At 40.2% G+C, this 13,484-nt stretch carries 18 protein-coding genes and 1 pseudogene; 14 read left to right on the forward strand and 5 right to left on the reverse strand.

The features are described 5' to 3' along the window. Positions 1-48 precede the first annotated feature (48 nt). From N9I19_RS00775 to N9I19_RS00790, 4 genes are read left to right on the forward strand one after another with little or no spacing between them, the layout of a single operon-like run. A complete protein-coding gene (locus N9I19_RS00775) occupies positions 49-480 on the forward strand; it encodes a YlbD family protein (protein WP_061462300.1) in 432 nt (143 codons plus the stop codon). Between the two features lie 12 nt (positions 481-492). After that, the gene (locus tag N9I19_RS00780) at positions 493-735 is read left to right on the forward strand and encodes a YlbE-like family protein (RefSeq protein WP_317776729.1); all 243 of its coding nucleotides are present in this window, start codon (positions 493-495) and stop codon (positions 733-735) included. A gap of 60 nt (positions 736-795) precedes the next feature. Then, positions 796-1,221 carry a hypothetical protein gene (locus N9I19_RS00785; RefSeq protein WP_125162518.1) on the forward strand — a complete coding sequence of 142 codons (426 nt, stop codon included), beginning with the start codon at positions 796-798 and terminating at the stop codon, positions 1,219-1,221. Between the two features lie 60 nt (positions 1,222-1,281). Then, the gene (locus N9I19_RS00790; RefSeq protein WP_317776730.1) at positions 1,282-1,731 is read left to right on the forward strand and encodes a YlbF/YmcA family competence regulator; all 450 of its coding nucleotides are present in this window, start codon (positions 1,282-1,284) and stop codon (positions 1,729-1,731) included. A gap of 242 nt (positions 1,732-1,973) precedes the next feature. Here N9I19_RS00790 and N9I19_RS00795 read toward each other — a convergent pair whose 3' ends face one another. Next, positions 1,974-2,297: a hypothetical protein gene (locus N9I19_RS00795; RefSeq protein WP_317776731.1), complete on the reverse strand. Its 324-nt coding sequence runs from the start codon at positions 2,295-2,297 to the stop codon at positions 1,974-1,976. 137 nt (positions 2,298-2,434) lie between these two features. Between N9I19_RS00795 and N9I19_RS00800 the strand changes: the two genes are divergently transcribed. After that, a complete protein-coding gene (locus tag N9I19_RS00800; RefSeq protein WP_048684554.1) occupies positions 2,435-2,710 on the forward strand; it encodes a YlbG family protein in 276 nt (91 codons plus the stop codon). A gap of 52 nt (positions 2,711-2,762) precedes the next feature. On the opposite strand, the gene N9I19_RS00805 is transcribed toward N9I19_RS00800, so the two are convergent. After that, on the reverse strand, positions 2,763-3,152 hold the full coding sequence (locus N9I19_RS00805) for a DUF7147 family protein (RefSeq protein ID WP_061462305.1): 390 nt from the start codon (positions 3,150-3,152) through the stop codon (positions 2,763-2,765). A gap of 471 nt (positions 3,153-3,623) precedes the next feature. Here N9I19_RS00805 and rsmD point away from each other — a divergent pair, with 471 nt between their 5' ends. Together rsmD and coaD are read left to right on the forward strand one after the other, a co-directional pair. Beyond that, positions 3,624-4,199: a 16S rRNA (guanine(966)-N(2))-methyltransferase RsmD gene (rsmD, locus tag N9I19_RS00810; protein ID WP_061462306.1), complete on the forward strand. Its 576-nt coding sequence runs from the start codon at positions 3,624-3,626 to the stop codon at positions 4,197-4,199. Then, on the forward strand, positions 4,200-4,691 hold the full coding sequence (coaD, locus tag N9I19_RS00815; RefSeq protein ID WP_061462307.1) for a pantetheine-phosphate adenylyltransferase: 492 nt from the start codon (positions 4,200-4,202) through the stop codon (positions 4,689-4,691). Positions 4,692-4,732: 41 nt separating this feature from the next. Here coaD and ylbJ read toward each other — a convergent pair whose 3' ends face one another. Then, on the reverse strand, positions 4,733-5,950 hold the full coding sequence (ylbJ, locus tag N9I19_RS00820) for a sporulation integral membrane protein YlbJ (protein WP_317776732.1): 1,218 nt from the start codon (positions 5,948-5,950) through the stop codon (positions 4,733-4,735). A gap of 264 nt (positions 5,951-6,214) precedes the next feature. Between ylbJ and N9I19_RS00825 the strand changes: the two genes are divergently transcribed. The 3 genes and pseudogenes from N9I19_RS00825 to N9I19_RS00835 form a co-directional block, all read left to right on the forward strand. Continuing rightward, positions 6,215-7,012, forward strand: coding sequence for a patatin-like phospholipase family protein (locus N9I19_RS00825; protein ID WP_061462309.1), 798 nt, complete (start codon positions 6,215-6,217; stop codon positions 7,010-7,012). Beyond that, a complete protein-coding gene (locus N9I19_RS00830) occupies positions 7,002-8,033 on the forward strand; it encodes a SepM family pheromone-processing serine protease (RefSeq protein ID WP_317776733.1) in 1,032 nt (343 codons plus the stop codon). The genes N9I19_RS00825 and N9I19_RS00830 overlap by 11 nt, the downstream gene beginning before the upstream one ends. Positions 8,034-8,216: 183 nt before the next feature. Further along, positions 8,217-8,691: pseudogene (locus N9I19_RS00835) on the forward strand (DDE-type integrase/transposase/recombinase); the annotation flags it as partial. 114 nt (positions 8,692-8,805) lie between these two features. Here N9I19_RS00835 and N9I19_RS00840 read toward each other — a convergent pair. Continuing rightward, positions 8,806-10,011 carry a nucleotidyltransferase gene (locus N9I19_RS00840; RefSeq protein ID WP_317776734.1) on the reverse strand — a complete coding sequence of 402 codons (1,206 nt, stop codon included), beginning with the start codon at positions 10,009-10,011 and terminating at the stop codon, positions 8,806-8,808. A gap of 218 nt (positions 10,012-10,229) precedes the next feature. Between N9I19_RS00840 and N9I19_RS00845 the strand changes: the two genes are divergently transcribed. The 4 genes from N9I19_RS00845 (at position 10,230) to N9I19_RS00860 (ending at position 12,603) form a co-directional block, all read left to right on the forward strand. Next, the gene (locus tag N9I19_RS00845; protein WP_089362405.1) at positions 10,230-10,751 is read left to right on the forward strand and encodes a YceD family protein; all 522 of its coding nucleotides are present in this window, start codon (positions 10,230-10,232) and stop codon (positions 10,749-10,751) included. A gap of 65 nt (positions 10,752-10,816) precedes the next feature. After that, the gene (gene rpmF, locus N9I19_RS00850; protein ID WP_034313929.1) at positions 10,817-10,990 is read left to right on the forward strand and encodes a 50S ribosomal protein L32; all 174 of its coding nucleotides are present in this window, start codon (positions 10,817-10,819) and stop codon (positions 10,988-10,990) included. A gap of 70 nt (positions 10,991-11,060) precedes the next feature. Next, positions 11,061-11,903 carry an enoyl-CoA hydratase/isomerase family protein gene (locus tag N9I19_RS00855; RefSeq protein WP_317776735.1) on the forward strand — a complete coding sequence of 281 codons (843 nt, stop codon included), beginning with the start codon at positions 11,061-11,063 and terminating at the stop codon, positions 11,901-11,903. Positions 11,904-11,982: 79 nt separating this feature from the next. Next, positions 11,983-12,603, forward strand: coding sequence for an RsfA family transcriptional regulator (locus N9I19_RS00860; RefSeq protein ID WP_284471320.1), 621 nt, complete (start codon positions 11,983-11,985; stop codon positions 12,601-12,603). Between the two features lie 42 nt (positions 12,604-12,645). Here the strand turns inward: N9I19_RS00860 and N9I19_RS00865 are convergent, their stop codons facing one another. After that, positions 12,646-13,134, reverse strand: coding sequence for an N-acetyltransferase (locus N9I19_RS00865; protein WP_089362407.1), 489 nt, complete (start codon positions 13,132-13,134; stop codon positions 12,646-12,648). Between the last annotated feature and the right edge of the window lie 350 nt (positions 13,135-13,484).

Raw genomic sequence — 13,484 nt, forward strand, 5'->3', positions numbered from 1 at the left:
TTATAGCATATGGTGCAATAGGCGATGTCTAAGTGTGAGGTGAGAGTAATGGCAAAAAGAAAGCGCCCCTCCGTCGATCGATTTCGGGAGTTTGTCAAGGAGCATCCTTTTTTAGTGAATGAAGTGAGAAACAAGCAAGCAACATGGCAGGAACTTTTTGAAGAATGGTATTTACTCGGAGAAGATCATCCACGCTGGCAGGCTGATGTAAGCGTGGATAAGTCCAAAGTGAATTCAGAAGCCCCATCACCGCCGGTAGAAAAGGGAGACCAAAGTACTGAGTTGATCGGTTCGTTAATGAGTGCAGTTAAAAATATGGATATGGGCCAGATTCAACAATATATTACAAATGCCAATCAGGCCATTGGTGCAATCCAAGGAGTGCTATCTGCTTTCCAAGGGAATAAATCAGAAGATACCAGTCCCCCTAAAAAAGAAAGAGAGCAGAGAGCTAACCCTTTTTTATTCACTAAAGATTAAGGAGGGTTTTTCATGCGTCAGAATATATATGAATTCATTCAAACGAATGATGATATGCGAAATTACTTGAGGATTCAACCTGCCTGGTACAAAAGGTTAATGCGTAATCCTCATGAAGTGGATGTATTTGAAACTGAAGCGAAATATTTTTTTGAGAAGTCTATTCCACATCGGGTTTCTAAATTTTCGGAAAGCGTCCAGGTTGCCTCCATGATGCTTCATATGTTTCAAGCGATGAATGTTCCAGGTGAATAAAGAAAAAAAGAGTAAATTACTCCTTTTGGCGAACAATAAAGGCAAAAGGGGGACGATGTTATGAGAAAGTTGATTGTGGTTCTAACAGTGTTGATGGCAGCATCGGGGTGTGGAAAGAAAATACCGGAACCTGAAAATTCAGGAGTAGCCCTACAAGGTGAACCTTCCCTTAAAGCTGCCACCACTGTATCGAGCGTCCGAAACTCAGATGAGGACTTTCGGGTAAAAACTTTTGTGAAAGGCAACTCCGTCTATGTGGAGTGCTACTTGAAAAACTATGTGTTTTCTGAAACGAATTCTGAACAATTGGCAACTGTGTCTGTATTTATTGATAATCAAAAGAAAGTCGATATGAGAACGGCTGCATTTATCTTAAAGGATGTCCCGAATGGCATGCATAAAATTAAGCTGGAGATTTTGAATGCTTCAGGTGAAAAAACAGGGCTTCAAAAAGAGTTTGAAGTACATATCACTTCCTCGATTTAATCAAACCATTAGCATGTGAAAGAGAGAAATGGTAAAATGGTGATGGAGGTGAGCTTGTTAATGCTTGCTACTATGGAAATCATCGACATTTTACAACAGGCTGAAGGATTAGCTGAAATGATCCTTCATTCTGAAATAGGGGAAGAATATCTCCTTAGTTTATATAAATTACAGAGCGACAAAGAGGCACAGCGGAAAATTTCCAAGTTTACTTCACTAAAGGATCTATTTGAAGATGTTCATAGGTTCGGTAAATATCATCCGGATTATAAGCGTATCAATTTAGAGACAAGGGAAGCTAAACGAGACATGGATATGCATCCTGCCGTTGCCGAGTTTAAGCGGGCGGAGACCGAATTGCAATCCGTTCTTGATGAAATAAGCGGAAGAATAGGACGAGCGGTTTCAGAACAGGTCAAAACCCCTGCGGGCAATCCATTTTTTGTATCATCAGGTGGATGTTCGACGGGAAGTTGCGGAACCGGCGGAAGTTGTGGATGCTCTGCTTAATGAAATAGCCAGGTCATAACCATTATTTTCCGGCTTTTATGGTTTATGGAAAGAACCTGCAGCCATCGAAATTCGATATTATTTCGGAGTTCGGTGGCTGTTTCATATACGGCACCTTCTACAGGAAGTGTTAGGAATGAAACGATGCATGTATAAAAAATTCCTTCTTTGAACCTTTTACCAGTTTTTCGCCTTTTTTTATATTATGGATAGGTTACAAAGGCGATTGAAAACTAAAAGGGTTAATTACGGTATAGGATACAGTTCGGACAAAGATTGCCGCAGCAAAACATCTTTTGCTGCGGCACATAAAAACGATGACGGAATACATATAAAGATTCTTCCTGCCGTACGAAAATGGTTTCACAATGGAGCTGCTTGCCACGCATTGAAAGGCCTGCGGCTTTTTTTATTATGATAGAAAGCTTACTTATATCATTTTGTGCCGGATGAAAATCGATATATATAAATGGTATACCTGTGAATTTTTTTATCGAAACTTGGGTGATTTCATCATTATCTAATAGATGATCCATAAATTTTTGCCAAATTTGGTCTAAATCCATCGTTTTTCCGGTCCCCTTCACAGTATGTATATTCATAATAGTAAGAGAATTTCGTTTATAATCTTTTTTCTTGGTTGAAAGTAAAGATTCTGCTATGCTACACTTAGTTAAAACCTTTATAAAAGGGAGTTATTGATATGCTTGGAGCGAGACAGGGAATCATCGTCTATTTACATACATTAAAACAAGCCAAAATGCTTAGGAAATTTGGGAATATCCATTATGTTTCAAAAAAGTTGAAATACGTAGTCCTTTATACGAATATGGATGAAGTGGAACCACTGGTGGAAAAGCTGAATAATTATTCGTTCGTAAAAAAAGTGGACCTTTCTTACAAGCCTTTTTTGAAGGTGGAATTCGAAAACTCCAAACCGGATAAAGCGAAAGAATATGATTATAAAATGGGGATTTAAAAAAGCTGACTCTTGCGGAGTCAGCCTTTTTCAATTAGTGCATCAATATCTCTCAACCTAATGGAGGCAGATATCTGTTCATTCGCAAAATTCCGATTAAGTGTTGGTAATACAACTCGATTTCTGCAAAGAGCACCGAAGGTTTCATGTCGATTTCAATTATGGATTTATCCAGTTCCTCCGCCAAGTTCTCAAAAAGCTCATAGCGTTTGTTTTTGGTGGCATGGGGGTTCGGTATACCTTCACGGCAAATGTAAAGCGGCTGGAATTTCCCTGGATCTGTAGGCTGCATGACGATAACCAATGACGTTACCTTTTTATCATTTATTGTAGTATGCAAAGCCAAAAGCCTTGCGACCCGATGTTTCTGATTGCGTCCTACTTCCAGCAACTCATATATATCGGAATATCCTTGTCCAAGTTCAATAAAACGTTGAATCAATTAAACCTCTCCTAACTAACTTTTATTCATTACTTTATCATTATCCCTCATAAAAGAGAAGGACAACTTCATTGACGAATCATGAAAAAGAAACTTAGGTATCATAGGTTTTATCAATAAAAAAAGCCCTGCAAAAATTTGCAGGGTCCTTCTATGTCTAAATAAGGACCAGAAGGCAAAGGGAGAGGAGAAACCGGAGGAAGAACTTATGGGGAAACGTAAGCCTTCTCCGCGGTTGGCAACAACACCTTAAAAAGGAATGTTGTTATTCTTATTATTGCCAAAAACCACTTTATTATTCAAAATGTAAGTGATTTATCTAAAGAATGGATATCATCTATCCAAGGTACGAAATGATAAGTTGATTTTCATCTTGGAATTGAAGGAAATGGCTTTTATTATTGGCTAGCTTTTTCTAATATGTTAGGATAGGAAAGTAACAGAAATTTGTCAAAAAATGTGGTGAGAATGATGAGGGTCGTTTCCGGAATTTGCAAAGGAAGACCACTTAAGGCTGTACCGGGTACAGGAACCCGGCCGACTACTGATAAAGTTAAGGAATCCATTTTCAATATGATTGGGCCTTATTTCGAAGGAGGGCAAGTCCTGGACTTGTTTGCCGGGAGCGGTGGACTGGGAATTGAAGCGTTAAGCAGGGGCATGGATAAAGCCATATTTGTTGACCGGGATTTTAAAGCAAATCAAACGGTTAAGGCCAATTTGGAACTATGTAAGTTTTCAGACCGTGCTGAAGTTTATAAAAATGATTCAGAGCGTGCATTGAAAGCTTTGGTGAAAAGGGAAATGACTTTTGAATTAATTTTTCTTGATCCACCTTATAAGAAACAAAAGCTTGTGGAGATTCTTGAAGAAATACATAAATACCGATTGCTGAGCGATATGGGATATATTGTTTGTGAACATGGCCATGATGTTACATTGCCAGAAAGAGTTGGCGATTTTACCGTTAAGAGAAAAGAGGTTTATGGCGTCATTGCCGTTACGATTTATCAATGGGGAAACGTACACGAACAGGGGGAACTATGAATGTCCAAAATAGCGATTTGTCCGGGGAGTTTTGATCCAATAACATTTGGTCATCTTGATATCATTCAAAGGGGGGCGAATGTTTTTGATGAAGTATATGTGGTCATCGTGAACAATTCAGCGAAAAATTCACTGTTCACAGTGGAGGAGAGGCTGGAATTGATTACTGAAGCAACGGCCCATATGCCAAATGTTAAAGTGGATTTCTATCAAGGATTGACGGTCGACTATGCTGAAAGCGTTTCCGCGAATGCCATTATCAGGGGACTGAGGGCGACTTCCGACTTTGAATATGAAATGCAGGGAACTTCAATGAACCGTTTCCTTAACAGTAAAATAGAGTCATTCTTTATCATGACGAAAAATCAATATTCTTTCTTGAGTTCAAGTATCGTGAAAGAGGTTGCGAAATATGGCGGGGATATCTCTGAACTAGTGCCACCTGTTGTCCAGAAAGCACTTTCCAAAAAGTACGAGGAACAAAAAGAATAGAAAAAAGAGCATTGCTAACCGCGCAATGCTCTTTTTTCGGTTTAAGAAAGGCCTTTGAACAGCCTTTTGGTAATTATGATGATGTATAGGATCAAAAACGCGAGGGTAAGAATAGGACCGAAATCAAGCATGTTCTGATAAAGGGAATGCGCATGTTCACCAGATCCGCTGACTGGGAAGGCGTGTATCGGGTTGCCGCTGTACCTATTGTCATTATAGAATGGTTCCCAAAGCAAGACGGTGATTATGGATGCCAGAAGGCCATGTGCTATCCTAGCCAGAAAAAAGGGAGTGAAACGAATGTCTGTTGCTGCAATGATGCTGGCAACTTGCGCTTGGATGCTGAATCCGTTGAAAGCCAAGATGAAACTTGTCATCACAGTTTGCTGAAAGAGATTTGCATTTTCGACCGAACTGGTTAATTTTGAACCAAGAGTCATTTCAAACATGCCTGATATGAACGGTAGGCTTAAGGAATCCGGGAAATTAAAAATATGTAAAATCCCTGCGACCAACGATGCGAGCGATCCGGTAATGTTCATGTGAAATAAAAGTTTGTTGACCACCGAAAAGAGTATGATGAATCCTCCAATCATTAATAAGGTTTGAATGGATGAGATCACGGCATCTCCAAGTAAACTGCCAAATGGTCTTGTTTCTTTTATTCGGGTTCTGTGCATCTGGCTAAACGCTTGTCTAATGGAGGGGAGCTTGTTCATTACTTTTGTAGGGGATTTTTCTTCTTTCCAACGGTAAAAACGCATGATGATGCCTACACAAAAATTTCCTAGGTAGTGGGAAAGCGCAAGGATGATCCCTAAATGAGGATTGTGGAAAAACCCTACGGCGACGGCAACGAACAGGAACAATGGATTTGATGAATTAGTAAAACAAACAAGTCTTTCAGCTTCAATGCGGGTCAATTGCTCCTCCTGACGCAACCTTACAGTGAACTTCGCTCCAGCTGGAAACCCTGATGCAAGTCCCATCGCCCAAACAAACCCGCCCACTCCTGGTACACGGAACAATGGACGCATAAATGGTTCGAGAATGACGCCGATGAACCTGACAACCCCAAAACTGATTAATAACTCCGAGAAAATCAAGAAAGGTAGAAGAGAAGGGAAAACAATTTTCCACCACATATTCAGCCCGCTTTTGGAAGCTTCGAAAGATTCTTGGGGGAAGATGATCAAGCCAACTGCCATCATCGTGACGGAGGTAGCTAACAGTACTGTTTTAGATTTTGATTTTAGCAAAATTCAGCCTCCTCTTGAAGGTTACTAAATAAGGGCAGTCCGTTTCGTATATAATAAAATATGAATTCCCTTTTCTCGAAAAGTAATGTACAGGATGAAATGAGGATGATCCGTACAATGGAAATTTCAATGTAGCCATTCAATTACATGGTTATAGGCTTTTACTGCAATGCTTGTTTCACTGTCAATATAAATAATATGCTTCTATAAATCCGTTTAAGACCATAACTTTGAATGAGTGTTATTTCAGCGGGGGGGATATCTTTGTCGAGACCAAAGGTCGGGCTTGCACTTGGGTCAGGAGGAGCTAGGGGTTTTGCACATATTGGAGTGATAAAGGTATTACAGCAAGAAGGCATTCCGATAGATATGATTGCTGGAAGCAGCATGGGCGCTATGGTTGCGGCCTTTTATGGAGCAGGTTCGGATATCGAGAGGCTGTATAAGTTGTCCCGTGCATTTAAGCGAAAGTATTACTTAGACTTTACCATACCTAAAATGGGCCTCATTTCAGGTAAACGGACAAAGGATTTAATCAGGGTATTTACATATGGTAAGAAATTTGAAGAACTCGATATTCCTGTGGCAGTGGTCGCCACTGATATAAAAACGGGGGAAAAGGTCATTTTTCAGGAAGGTCCCATCGCTCCAGCTGTAAGGGCAAGCATCTCCATTCCAGGCATTTTCATTCCCGAGAAAATTGGAAATCGGCTGCTTGTTGATGGTGGGGTTGTTGACAGGGTCCCTGTTTCCGTCGTGAAGGATATGGGAGCCGATATCATAATTGGAGTGGATGTAGCCCACGTGAAACAGGATATGGAGATAAACTCCATATATGATGTCATTATGCAAAGCCTCGATATCCTGCAAATGGAGCTGGTTAAAAGCAGGGAGTTTGCTTCAGACGTCATGATCCGCCCCAGGGTTGAGAAATACAGCTCGAAATCATTTACAAACGTTCAGGAAATAATTAGTATTGGAGAAGAAGCTGCAAGAGGAAAGATAGATCAAATTAAGCAAAGCATTGTTACTTGGAAGGAGTCCTTTGAAAATGAGCCGTAAAATGTATGTACGCACTTTCCTGGTGGTGGCTATACTTCTCATAGCATCAGCCCTTTATTCCCTACCTTTTTATGTAACAAAACCAGGAATGGCTAAAGAATTGGAGCCAATCATAGAGGTTTCCGGAGGAGATGAAGCGAAAGGCAGCTTTATGTTAACCACTGTAAGGATGGGCCGGGCGAATATTTATTCCTATATGCTGGCGAAGTGGAGCAAATATCAGGAGCTTTATCCGGAAACCTCCATTCGAAGCGAAGATGAAACAGATGAAGAATATAATATCAGGCAGCTTCACTTAATGGATGAATCTAAAAATAATGCCATTCAGATAGCATATGAAAAAGCAGGGAAAGAAGTTGATTACAAGTACCTGGGTGTTTATGTTTTGGACGTGCTTAAAGGAATGCCGGCAGCTAAAGTACTGAAAGCGGGCGACCAAATCATTCAGGTCGATAATGTTAATTTCAAGTCTGCACAGGAATTCATGGATTACATTAATGGAAAAAAAGCTGGAGATGAAGTAAAAATAGTGTATAAGCGGGAGGAGAAGAAGAAAACAGCCGTTCTTTCATTGCAGCCTTTTAAAGATGACCCAAATAGGGTTGGAATAGGCATTTCGCTAGATGATAATCGAAAGGTGACCACAAAACCGGCGATTGCCATAGATTCAGAACAAATAGGCGGACCTTCTGCCGGTTTAATGTTTTCTTTGGAGATTTATAATCAATTAACAGAAGGCGACCTTACAAAAGGATATGATATTGCCGGTACAGGAACGATGTCGGATGATGGTACAGTCGGTCCAATTGGCGGGATTCAACAGAAAATAGTGGCTGCCGATAAATCTGGGGCAGAAATATTCTTTGCCCCAAATGAAAACGGAGCGGCTGGTTCGAATTATGAAGATGCACTCATTGCAGCAAAGGACATTGGAACGGACATGAAGATCGTTCCGGTTGACAACTTTGAGGATGCTTTAGCCTATTTAACTAATCTAAAAGAAAAAGAAAAAGAAAAATAAAAAAAGCGCATGCAGTGAACCTCACCCCAATTGTTAGACAAAAGTCTAGCAATTGGAGGTGTATTTTTTATGGTGAGATTATTTGAAGATAAAGTAGAAGTGGTTTCGCAGTACTTGGAAGGATAGGATCCCGTAAAATCGCTGAGTACCATGCATCTCATTCCGTGAGCCCAGCTTCAATAATTTCACGGCATTAAACCTGAACGAGAATGGGCGACAGATGTGACAGAGTTTCATCTCTTTGTTGAAAAATGATATCTTTACCTATTCTCGATCTATACAATGGTGAAATTATTTCTTATACGATTGAAACACGCCCTGTCTTTCGAGCTTGTGTCCAAGATGTTAGATCAAGCTTGCTTAGAGACCCCTGTCCTTCATTCGGATCAAGGGTGGCAAATAAAATGAGGCAATATGTACAAGCTCTCGAGGACCATGGGATTACACAAAGTATGTCCCGTAAAGGAAACTGTCTCGATGACGCGGTCATCAAAAATTTGAATCAAAATTACATTACCTGCAAGGATACTACAGGATGTCCCATTTCAAACAAGAGCTGGAAAACTATATCGAATACTATAATCACAAACGGATCAAGGCAAAATTAATAGGACTAAGTCCGGTGCAATACCGAACTCAATCCTTAGGAGCAGCGTAACTAAATGAAGTGTCTAACTTTTTGTGTTCACTTCACAGTCATCTTCTGTTTCCGCTTTTTTTGATTAGCTGATTTTACATGTAAGGACCGGGCAGGCCAAGCTTAAATGCATCTTCATTCGATAATGATGGGGGCTTCATATTCCCGTTTCATCAAGTCAGCTTGATACGGTTCGGACAAGCCCAATGCATACACCTGTGCCGCTCGTAAGTCCATATCGATGTCCTGCTTCTGATAGGACGAAAGTTTAGAGATGAGCGGGAGAGGTAAGCCTTTTTTAACGGTACGAAGATATTCTTGTCCCCGGCCATTCATGCCAAGAAGTCTGATATAGGCTGGTTGGTCATTGTGAATCACTTGTTCCTTTAATGTATGAGTCAATACATGGACACACATCCGCTGAAGGCGTGTCCATGTATAGCGTTTTGTCTTCAGAGCGGCCATGAATCCAGTAAAGCTCGAAGATTGTTTGGCCATCTCCTTTATTCGGTGTTCTATGCCTTCTTCAATTTCGTAAATCTCTGCCAATTCGATTAAAGAGGAAGACAGGATTCGGTATTTCAACATGGTCCAATACATTTCCCAGTCATGTAAGGCATGATAGTTCGATAAATATTGCTCAAGAGCACTCATTGTCGGTTGAGGAATATAACTGGAAACGGGATTCAATTCCTGCTGTTCATGGATGGCTTTACGTATCCCAGTTGCGCTGGCAATAGGGTCTTTAGACAACTTTGTTTCATGGTATCCGGCAGCAACCCTTTGAATCGTATAAGGGCGAATGGAAAAGCCGTTAGAAAGGGCTGCACTTACATATTCCTTTCCAAGAATATTATTAGGCTTCGTCAAATCCAGTGCCGCATCACCATTGGTGATCGATCGATAGGCCTTGGCAGCACTGGACGGATAACTATTACCGGCATCCATGTACGATTTAATGGCGGCATCGAATGCAGCGGAATTATCCGTAAGAATTCTATGGGCGGTGATGAATGGTTCAATTCTGCCATCCTCACTTCCGAAGCAAAAAGAATCACAGCCAAGGGATTCCAAAAGAGAGATAGATCCTTTTGCAAATATCTCCGCCTTCTGTGTTGCAAAAGCATAGGGAAGCTCGATGACAAGATCTATGCCGCCATTCAAGGCCATTTCGGCACGTGTCCACTTGCTGACGATAGCAGGCTCGCCACGTTGTAAAAAGGGTCCACTCATAACTGCCACAACAATATCTGCCCCTGTTTTTTCTCTACTTTCTCTTGCATGTAAAACATGTCCATTATGAAAAGGGTTATATTCGACAACTAAACCGCAAGCTTTCATTCGTTCACCTCAGAGAAAAACTTTGTATTTTTTCAACTTAGTGCTAAAATAGTATTTCAAGTAAAATTACTATAATGATTCGTCTTGATTTTTTGTTTGAAAAGATTCTTAACCTTGGATAATCAGTTAGGATGACTACATTATAGTGTAAAGAAAAAATATTGACAAACTTATAATTGAAAGCTATAATTATTTTTGTTGCCTTGAGGTGATTTCATTTGAAATGGACAATTAGTCAACTTCAAAAAATTCGGGACAAAGATTTACGGTTTGATGAACTGGTGGATGTCTTAGACATTAGAGAAAGAGACCCGCAAATTCGCGATGTTTCTCCGATTAGAGTAGCAGGAAGAGCTGATATAAGCTCTACCGAGATTACTTTTCACTTGCATCTTTCAGGTGAATTAACATTACCTTGCTCCCGTACACTGGTAGACGTTAAATATCCGATTGATATTGATACAAAGGAAACCTTTCTTTTAAAGGCAGATGGCACTGATTTCTACGGAGATGATGTCACTGTTGTGGAAGGTGACGTTGTAGACCTTATACCGGTAATTAAAGAAAATTTATTGCTAGAAATTCCGATGCAGGTTTTTTGTGAGGATGTCGATTCGAACGAAGCTGCTCCTCAATCTGGGAAAGACTGGGCTGTTATTTCTGAAGTAGAAAATGAGCATAAGGTTGATCCGAGATTTGCAAAGCTTGCCGACTTTTTTGACAACAATAAAGAATCTTGATTGGAACGAAAAATCGCTAATCCGATTTTTCCAGCTTTTTTATATTTTTTAAGGAGGTGGGAATAATGGCTGTACCTTTTAGAAGAACGTCGAAAACTGTAAAAAGAAAACGTCGTACACACTTCAAGCTTCAAGTACCTGGTATGGTAGAATGCCCGAGCTGTGGTGGAATGACTCTTTCACATCACGTTTGTAAAGAATGTGGAACATATAAAGGAAAAGAAGTTGTCGCAAAATAATTTCTTGACCTACTTGAGAGCTTTGCTTTCTTGATGCAACACGCTAATCAAAGCGCAGAGATATATCTCTGTGCTTTTTTTACAAATTCATTTGGCAGAATATTTAGAATCATCTATATTCGATGATGATTTTGGAGAAGGTGAATATGTGTATCAGATGATTAAGGTTGAAAAGGATATACGCGGTATCATGAAGGTCCTAATTAATAGACCGGAGAAAAGGAATGCCGTGAATTATCAATTGATGGACGAACTTAAGTCGATATTGTCAGAAGCGGCACACGATGACGAAGTTAAGTTACTGGTCCTGACAGGGGCGGGCTCTGAGGCATTCTGTTCAGGTGGGGATTTAAGTGAATTTCAGGATTTGCATACAGAAGAAGAGGCCTTTACTATGTTATCGAAAATGGGTGAAATACTTTATACACTAGCAGTTTTTCCTAAACCAACATTTGCGCTCATCAACGGAAGCGCAGTCGGCGGGGGATGCGAAATAGCGACAGCTTGTGATTTCAGATTGGCAAAGAGCGGAGTTAAGCTAGGATTTGTACAAGGAACTCTAGGAATCACGACTGGCTGGGGCGGAGCTTCACTTTTGCTTGAAAAAATACCAGAGCAAAAAGCGCTGAAGCTATTATTGGATGCAAAAATACATAAAGCTGAGGAAGCAAAGGAATTTGGTTTCGTAGATGAGATAGTCGGAGAAGGATTGGATGGGTGGGAGAAGTTCGCAGAAGATTTTCTTCGCCATGAGACAGGGGTATTGATGGCTTATAAAAGATTGCTTGTCCATAAATGGGAGTATAGCGGGCTTAGAGGAAGGATGGATGCGGAAATCCGGGAATGTTCTAAACTGTGGGCGAGTGATGAGCATCATGCTGCAGTTGACCGTTTTTTAAATAAGAAAAAATAAATATTACCCGCTCTATATATCTTCTATCTTTCCTAGCATGTGCATATTATGAATTAAAACTTGCTAAGGAGGTAGAGAGATGTCGATTGCGAGACAAGATGCATGGACTCACGATGAAGATTTGTTGTTGGCTGAAGTGGTACTAAGGCATATACGGGAAGGCAGTACACAATTAAAGGCTTTTGAAGAAGTGGGGAAACAATTATCGAGGACATCCGCTGCATGTGGATTCCGTTGGAATTCATTTGTAAGGAAGCAATATAAATCAGGGATTGAGCTGGCAAAAAAACAAAGGAAAGAACAGGTGGTCAATGATCCTGATTTGGAAAGGGATTCCGTTCCAGTGGTGGAAAATAACACTATTGAACAAAAATCGCCCCAGGAGGAAGAAAAAGAATCTATCACCCTCCAGGAAGTTATATTATATTTAACCAAAATGGATGAATTTTTTCAGCTTGAAAATAAGGAAAAAGAACGGATTTTTGAGCGGTCCCTATTACTTGACCGGGAAAATGGACGATTACTGGAAGAGAATTCACTGCTTAAAGAAAACTTGAAAGCGGTAGAGGAAGATTATCGTGCGTTAATGCAGATTATGGAGCGGGCAAGAAAGCTTAGTGTACAAGAAGATGAAAAAACGAATCCGAAGGTGAGTTTTCAAATGGATAAGAATGGCAATTTGGAAAGGGTAAGTAAATAGAAAATGCGGGTGGGAAAATCCGCCCGCATTTTCTATTTTTCCTTATCCTTGTGTATCTATTTCTTTATTTTCTTGTTTGTCAAATGGGCTCCAAATCAGTGGGTTTTCTCCAAGGTCCCTTTCCATATCATAGGAAACTGCAGAAAAGCCCATTTTTTTCCAAAAGTCTTGTGAATGGACTCTTGGGTTGGTTTTGATAGGCATGTTCAGGCTTTTGGCGAATTCGACTAAAGCTTTTCCATACCCCTTTTTCTGATAGTTAGGCAGGACTTCAAGTTTCCAAAGAACAAGGAAGTCCCTTGAATTGTCAAAATACTGGTCAAATTTAGCGCTTCTTTTATACAGGCTCATCCGTGCTACAAGTTTGTCGCCATAAAAGATTCCATAAAAAGGTGACTGGCTGTCATTTTCAATGATGTTACCCTCTAAATCATCTAGCATTGACAGTTCCTGTATCCCGTATTCTTTGAACTTTTTGAATTCCTCAAGCGTTTTAAAATTAACAAGTAATCGTTCCACCTTGTATTCCATAAAAAAGCTCCCCCTTAATTCTGATAAACCTCTTCCCATTACCCATTGAAAGTCATCCCACCGTTCTTTACCATGTGGAATTCCAGCTAAAGGCTAAATCTAGTATGACATCGACAGATTTATCCTTGCTGACTAAATGCCTACAGCCTTTTATCCCCCGCCCATTCCCTTCGATTTCTCGATGGTTGAGATTGGGGGTATCTTTGTTCCTATATAGTCTAAAGAATGTAAGCTTTTCCTATATAATATACCATTAAATTATCGCTTGAAGAAGGAAATATATCTTCTAATGGGTATTTAAAATTCTTTTCATTGAATTCCATTGCGACCCTTGTTGATGGGCTGGGGAA

The organism is Peribacillus sp. CSMR9 (genome assembly GCF_033141925.1).
GTDB classification, from domain to species: domain Bacteria; phylum Bacillota; class Bacilli; order Bacillales; family DSM-1321; genus Peribacillus; species Peribacillus simplex_A.

Excerpts from the sequence above, each read along its gene's own strand:
- N9I19_RS00800 (WP_048684554.1), top strand. The coding sequence starts at position 2,435 with ATGCTTGGAGCGAGACAGGGAATCATCGTCTATTTACATACATTAAAA.
- N9I19_RS00860 (WP_284471320.1), top strand. The coding sequence starts at position 11,983 with ATGTCGATTGCGAGACAAGATGCATGGACTCACGATGAAGATTTGTTG.
- N9I19_RS00790 (WP_317776730.1), top strand. The coding sequence starts at position 1,282 with ATGCTTGCTACTATGGAAATCATCGACATTTTACAACAGGCTGAAGGA.
- rsmD (WP_061462306.1), top strand. The coding sequence starts at position 3,624 with ATGAGGGTCGTTTCCGGAATTTGCAAAGGAAGACCACTTAAGGCTGTA.
- N9I19_RS00795 (WP_317776731.1), bottom strand. The coding sequence starts at position 2,297 with ATGGATTTAGACCAAATTTGGCAAAAATTTATGGATCATCTATTAGAT.
- coaD (WP_061462307.1), top strand. The coding sequence starts at position 4,200 with ATGTCCAAAATAGCGATTTGTCCGGGGAGTTTTGATCCAATAACATTT.
- N9I19_RS00785 (WP_125162518.1), top strand. The coding sequence starts at position 796 with ATGAGAAAGTTGATTGTGGTTCTAACAGTGTTGATGGCAGCATCGGGG.
- N9I19_RS00840 (WP_317776734.1), bottom strand. The coding sequence starts at position 10,011 with ATGAAAGCTTGCGGTTTAGTTGTCGAATATAACCCTTTTCATAATGGA.
- N9I19_RS00865 (WP_089362407.1), bottom strand. The coding sequence starts at position 13,134 with ATGGAATACAAGGTGGAACGATTACTTGTTAATTTTAAAACGCTTGAG.
- N9I19_RS00775 (WP_061462300.1), top strand. The coding sequence starts at position 49 with ATGGCAAAAAGAAAGCGCCCCTCCGTCGATCGATTTCGGGAGTTTGTC.
- N9I19_RS00830 (WP_317776733.1), top strand. The coding sequence starts at position 7,002 with ATGAGCCGTAAAATGTATGTACGCACTTTCCTGGTGGTGGCTATACTT.
- N9I19_RS00780 (WP_317776729.1), top strand. The coding sequence starts at position 493 with ATGCGTCAGAATATATATGAATTCATTCAAACGAATGATGATATGCGA.
- rpmF (WP_034313929.1), top strand. The coding sequence starts at position 10,817 with ATGGCTGTACCTTTTAGAAGAACGTCGAAAACTGTAAAAAGAAAACGT.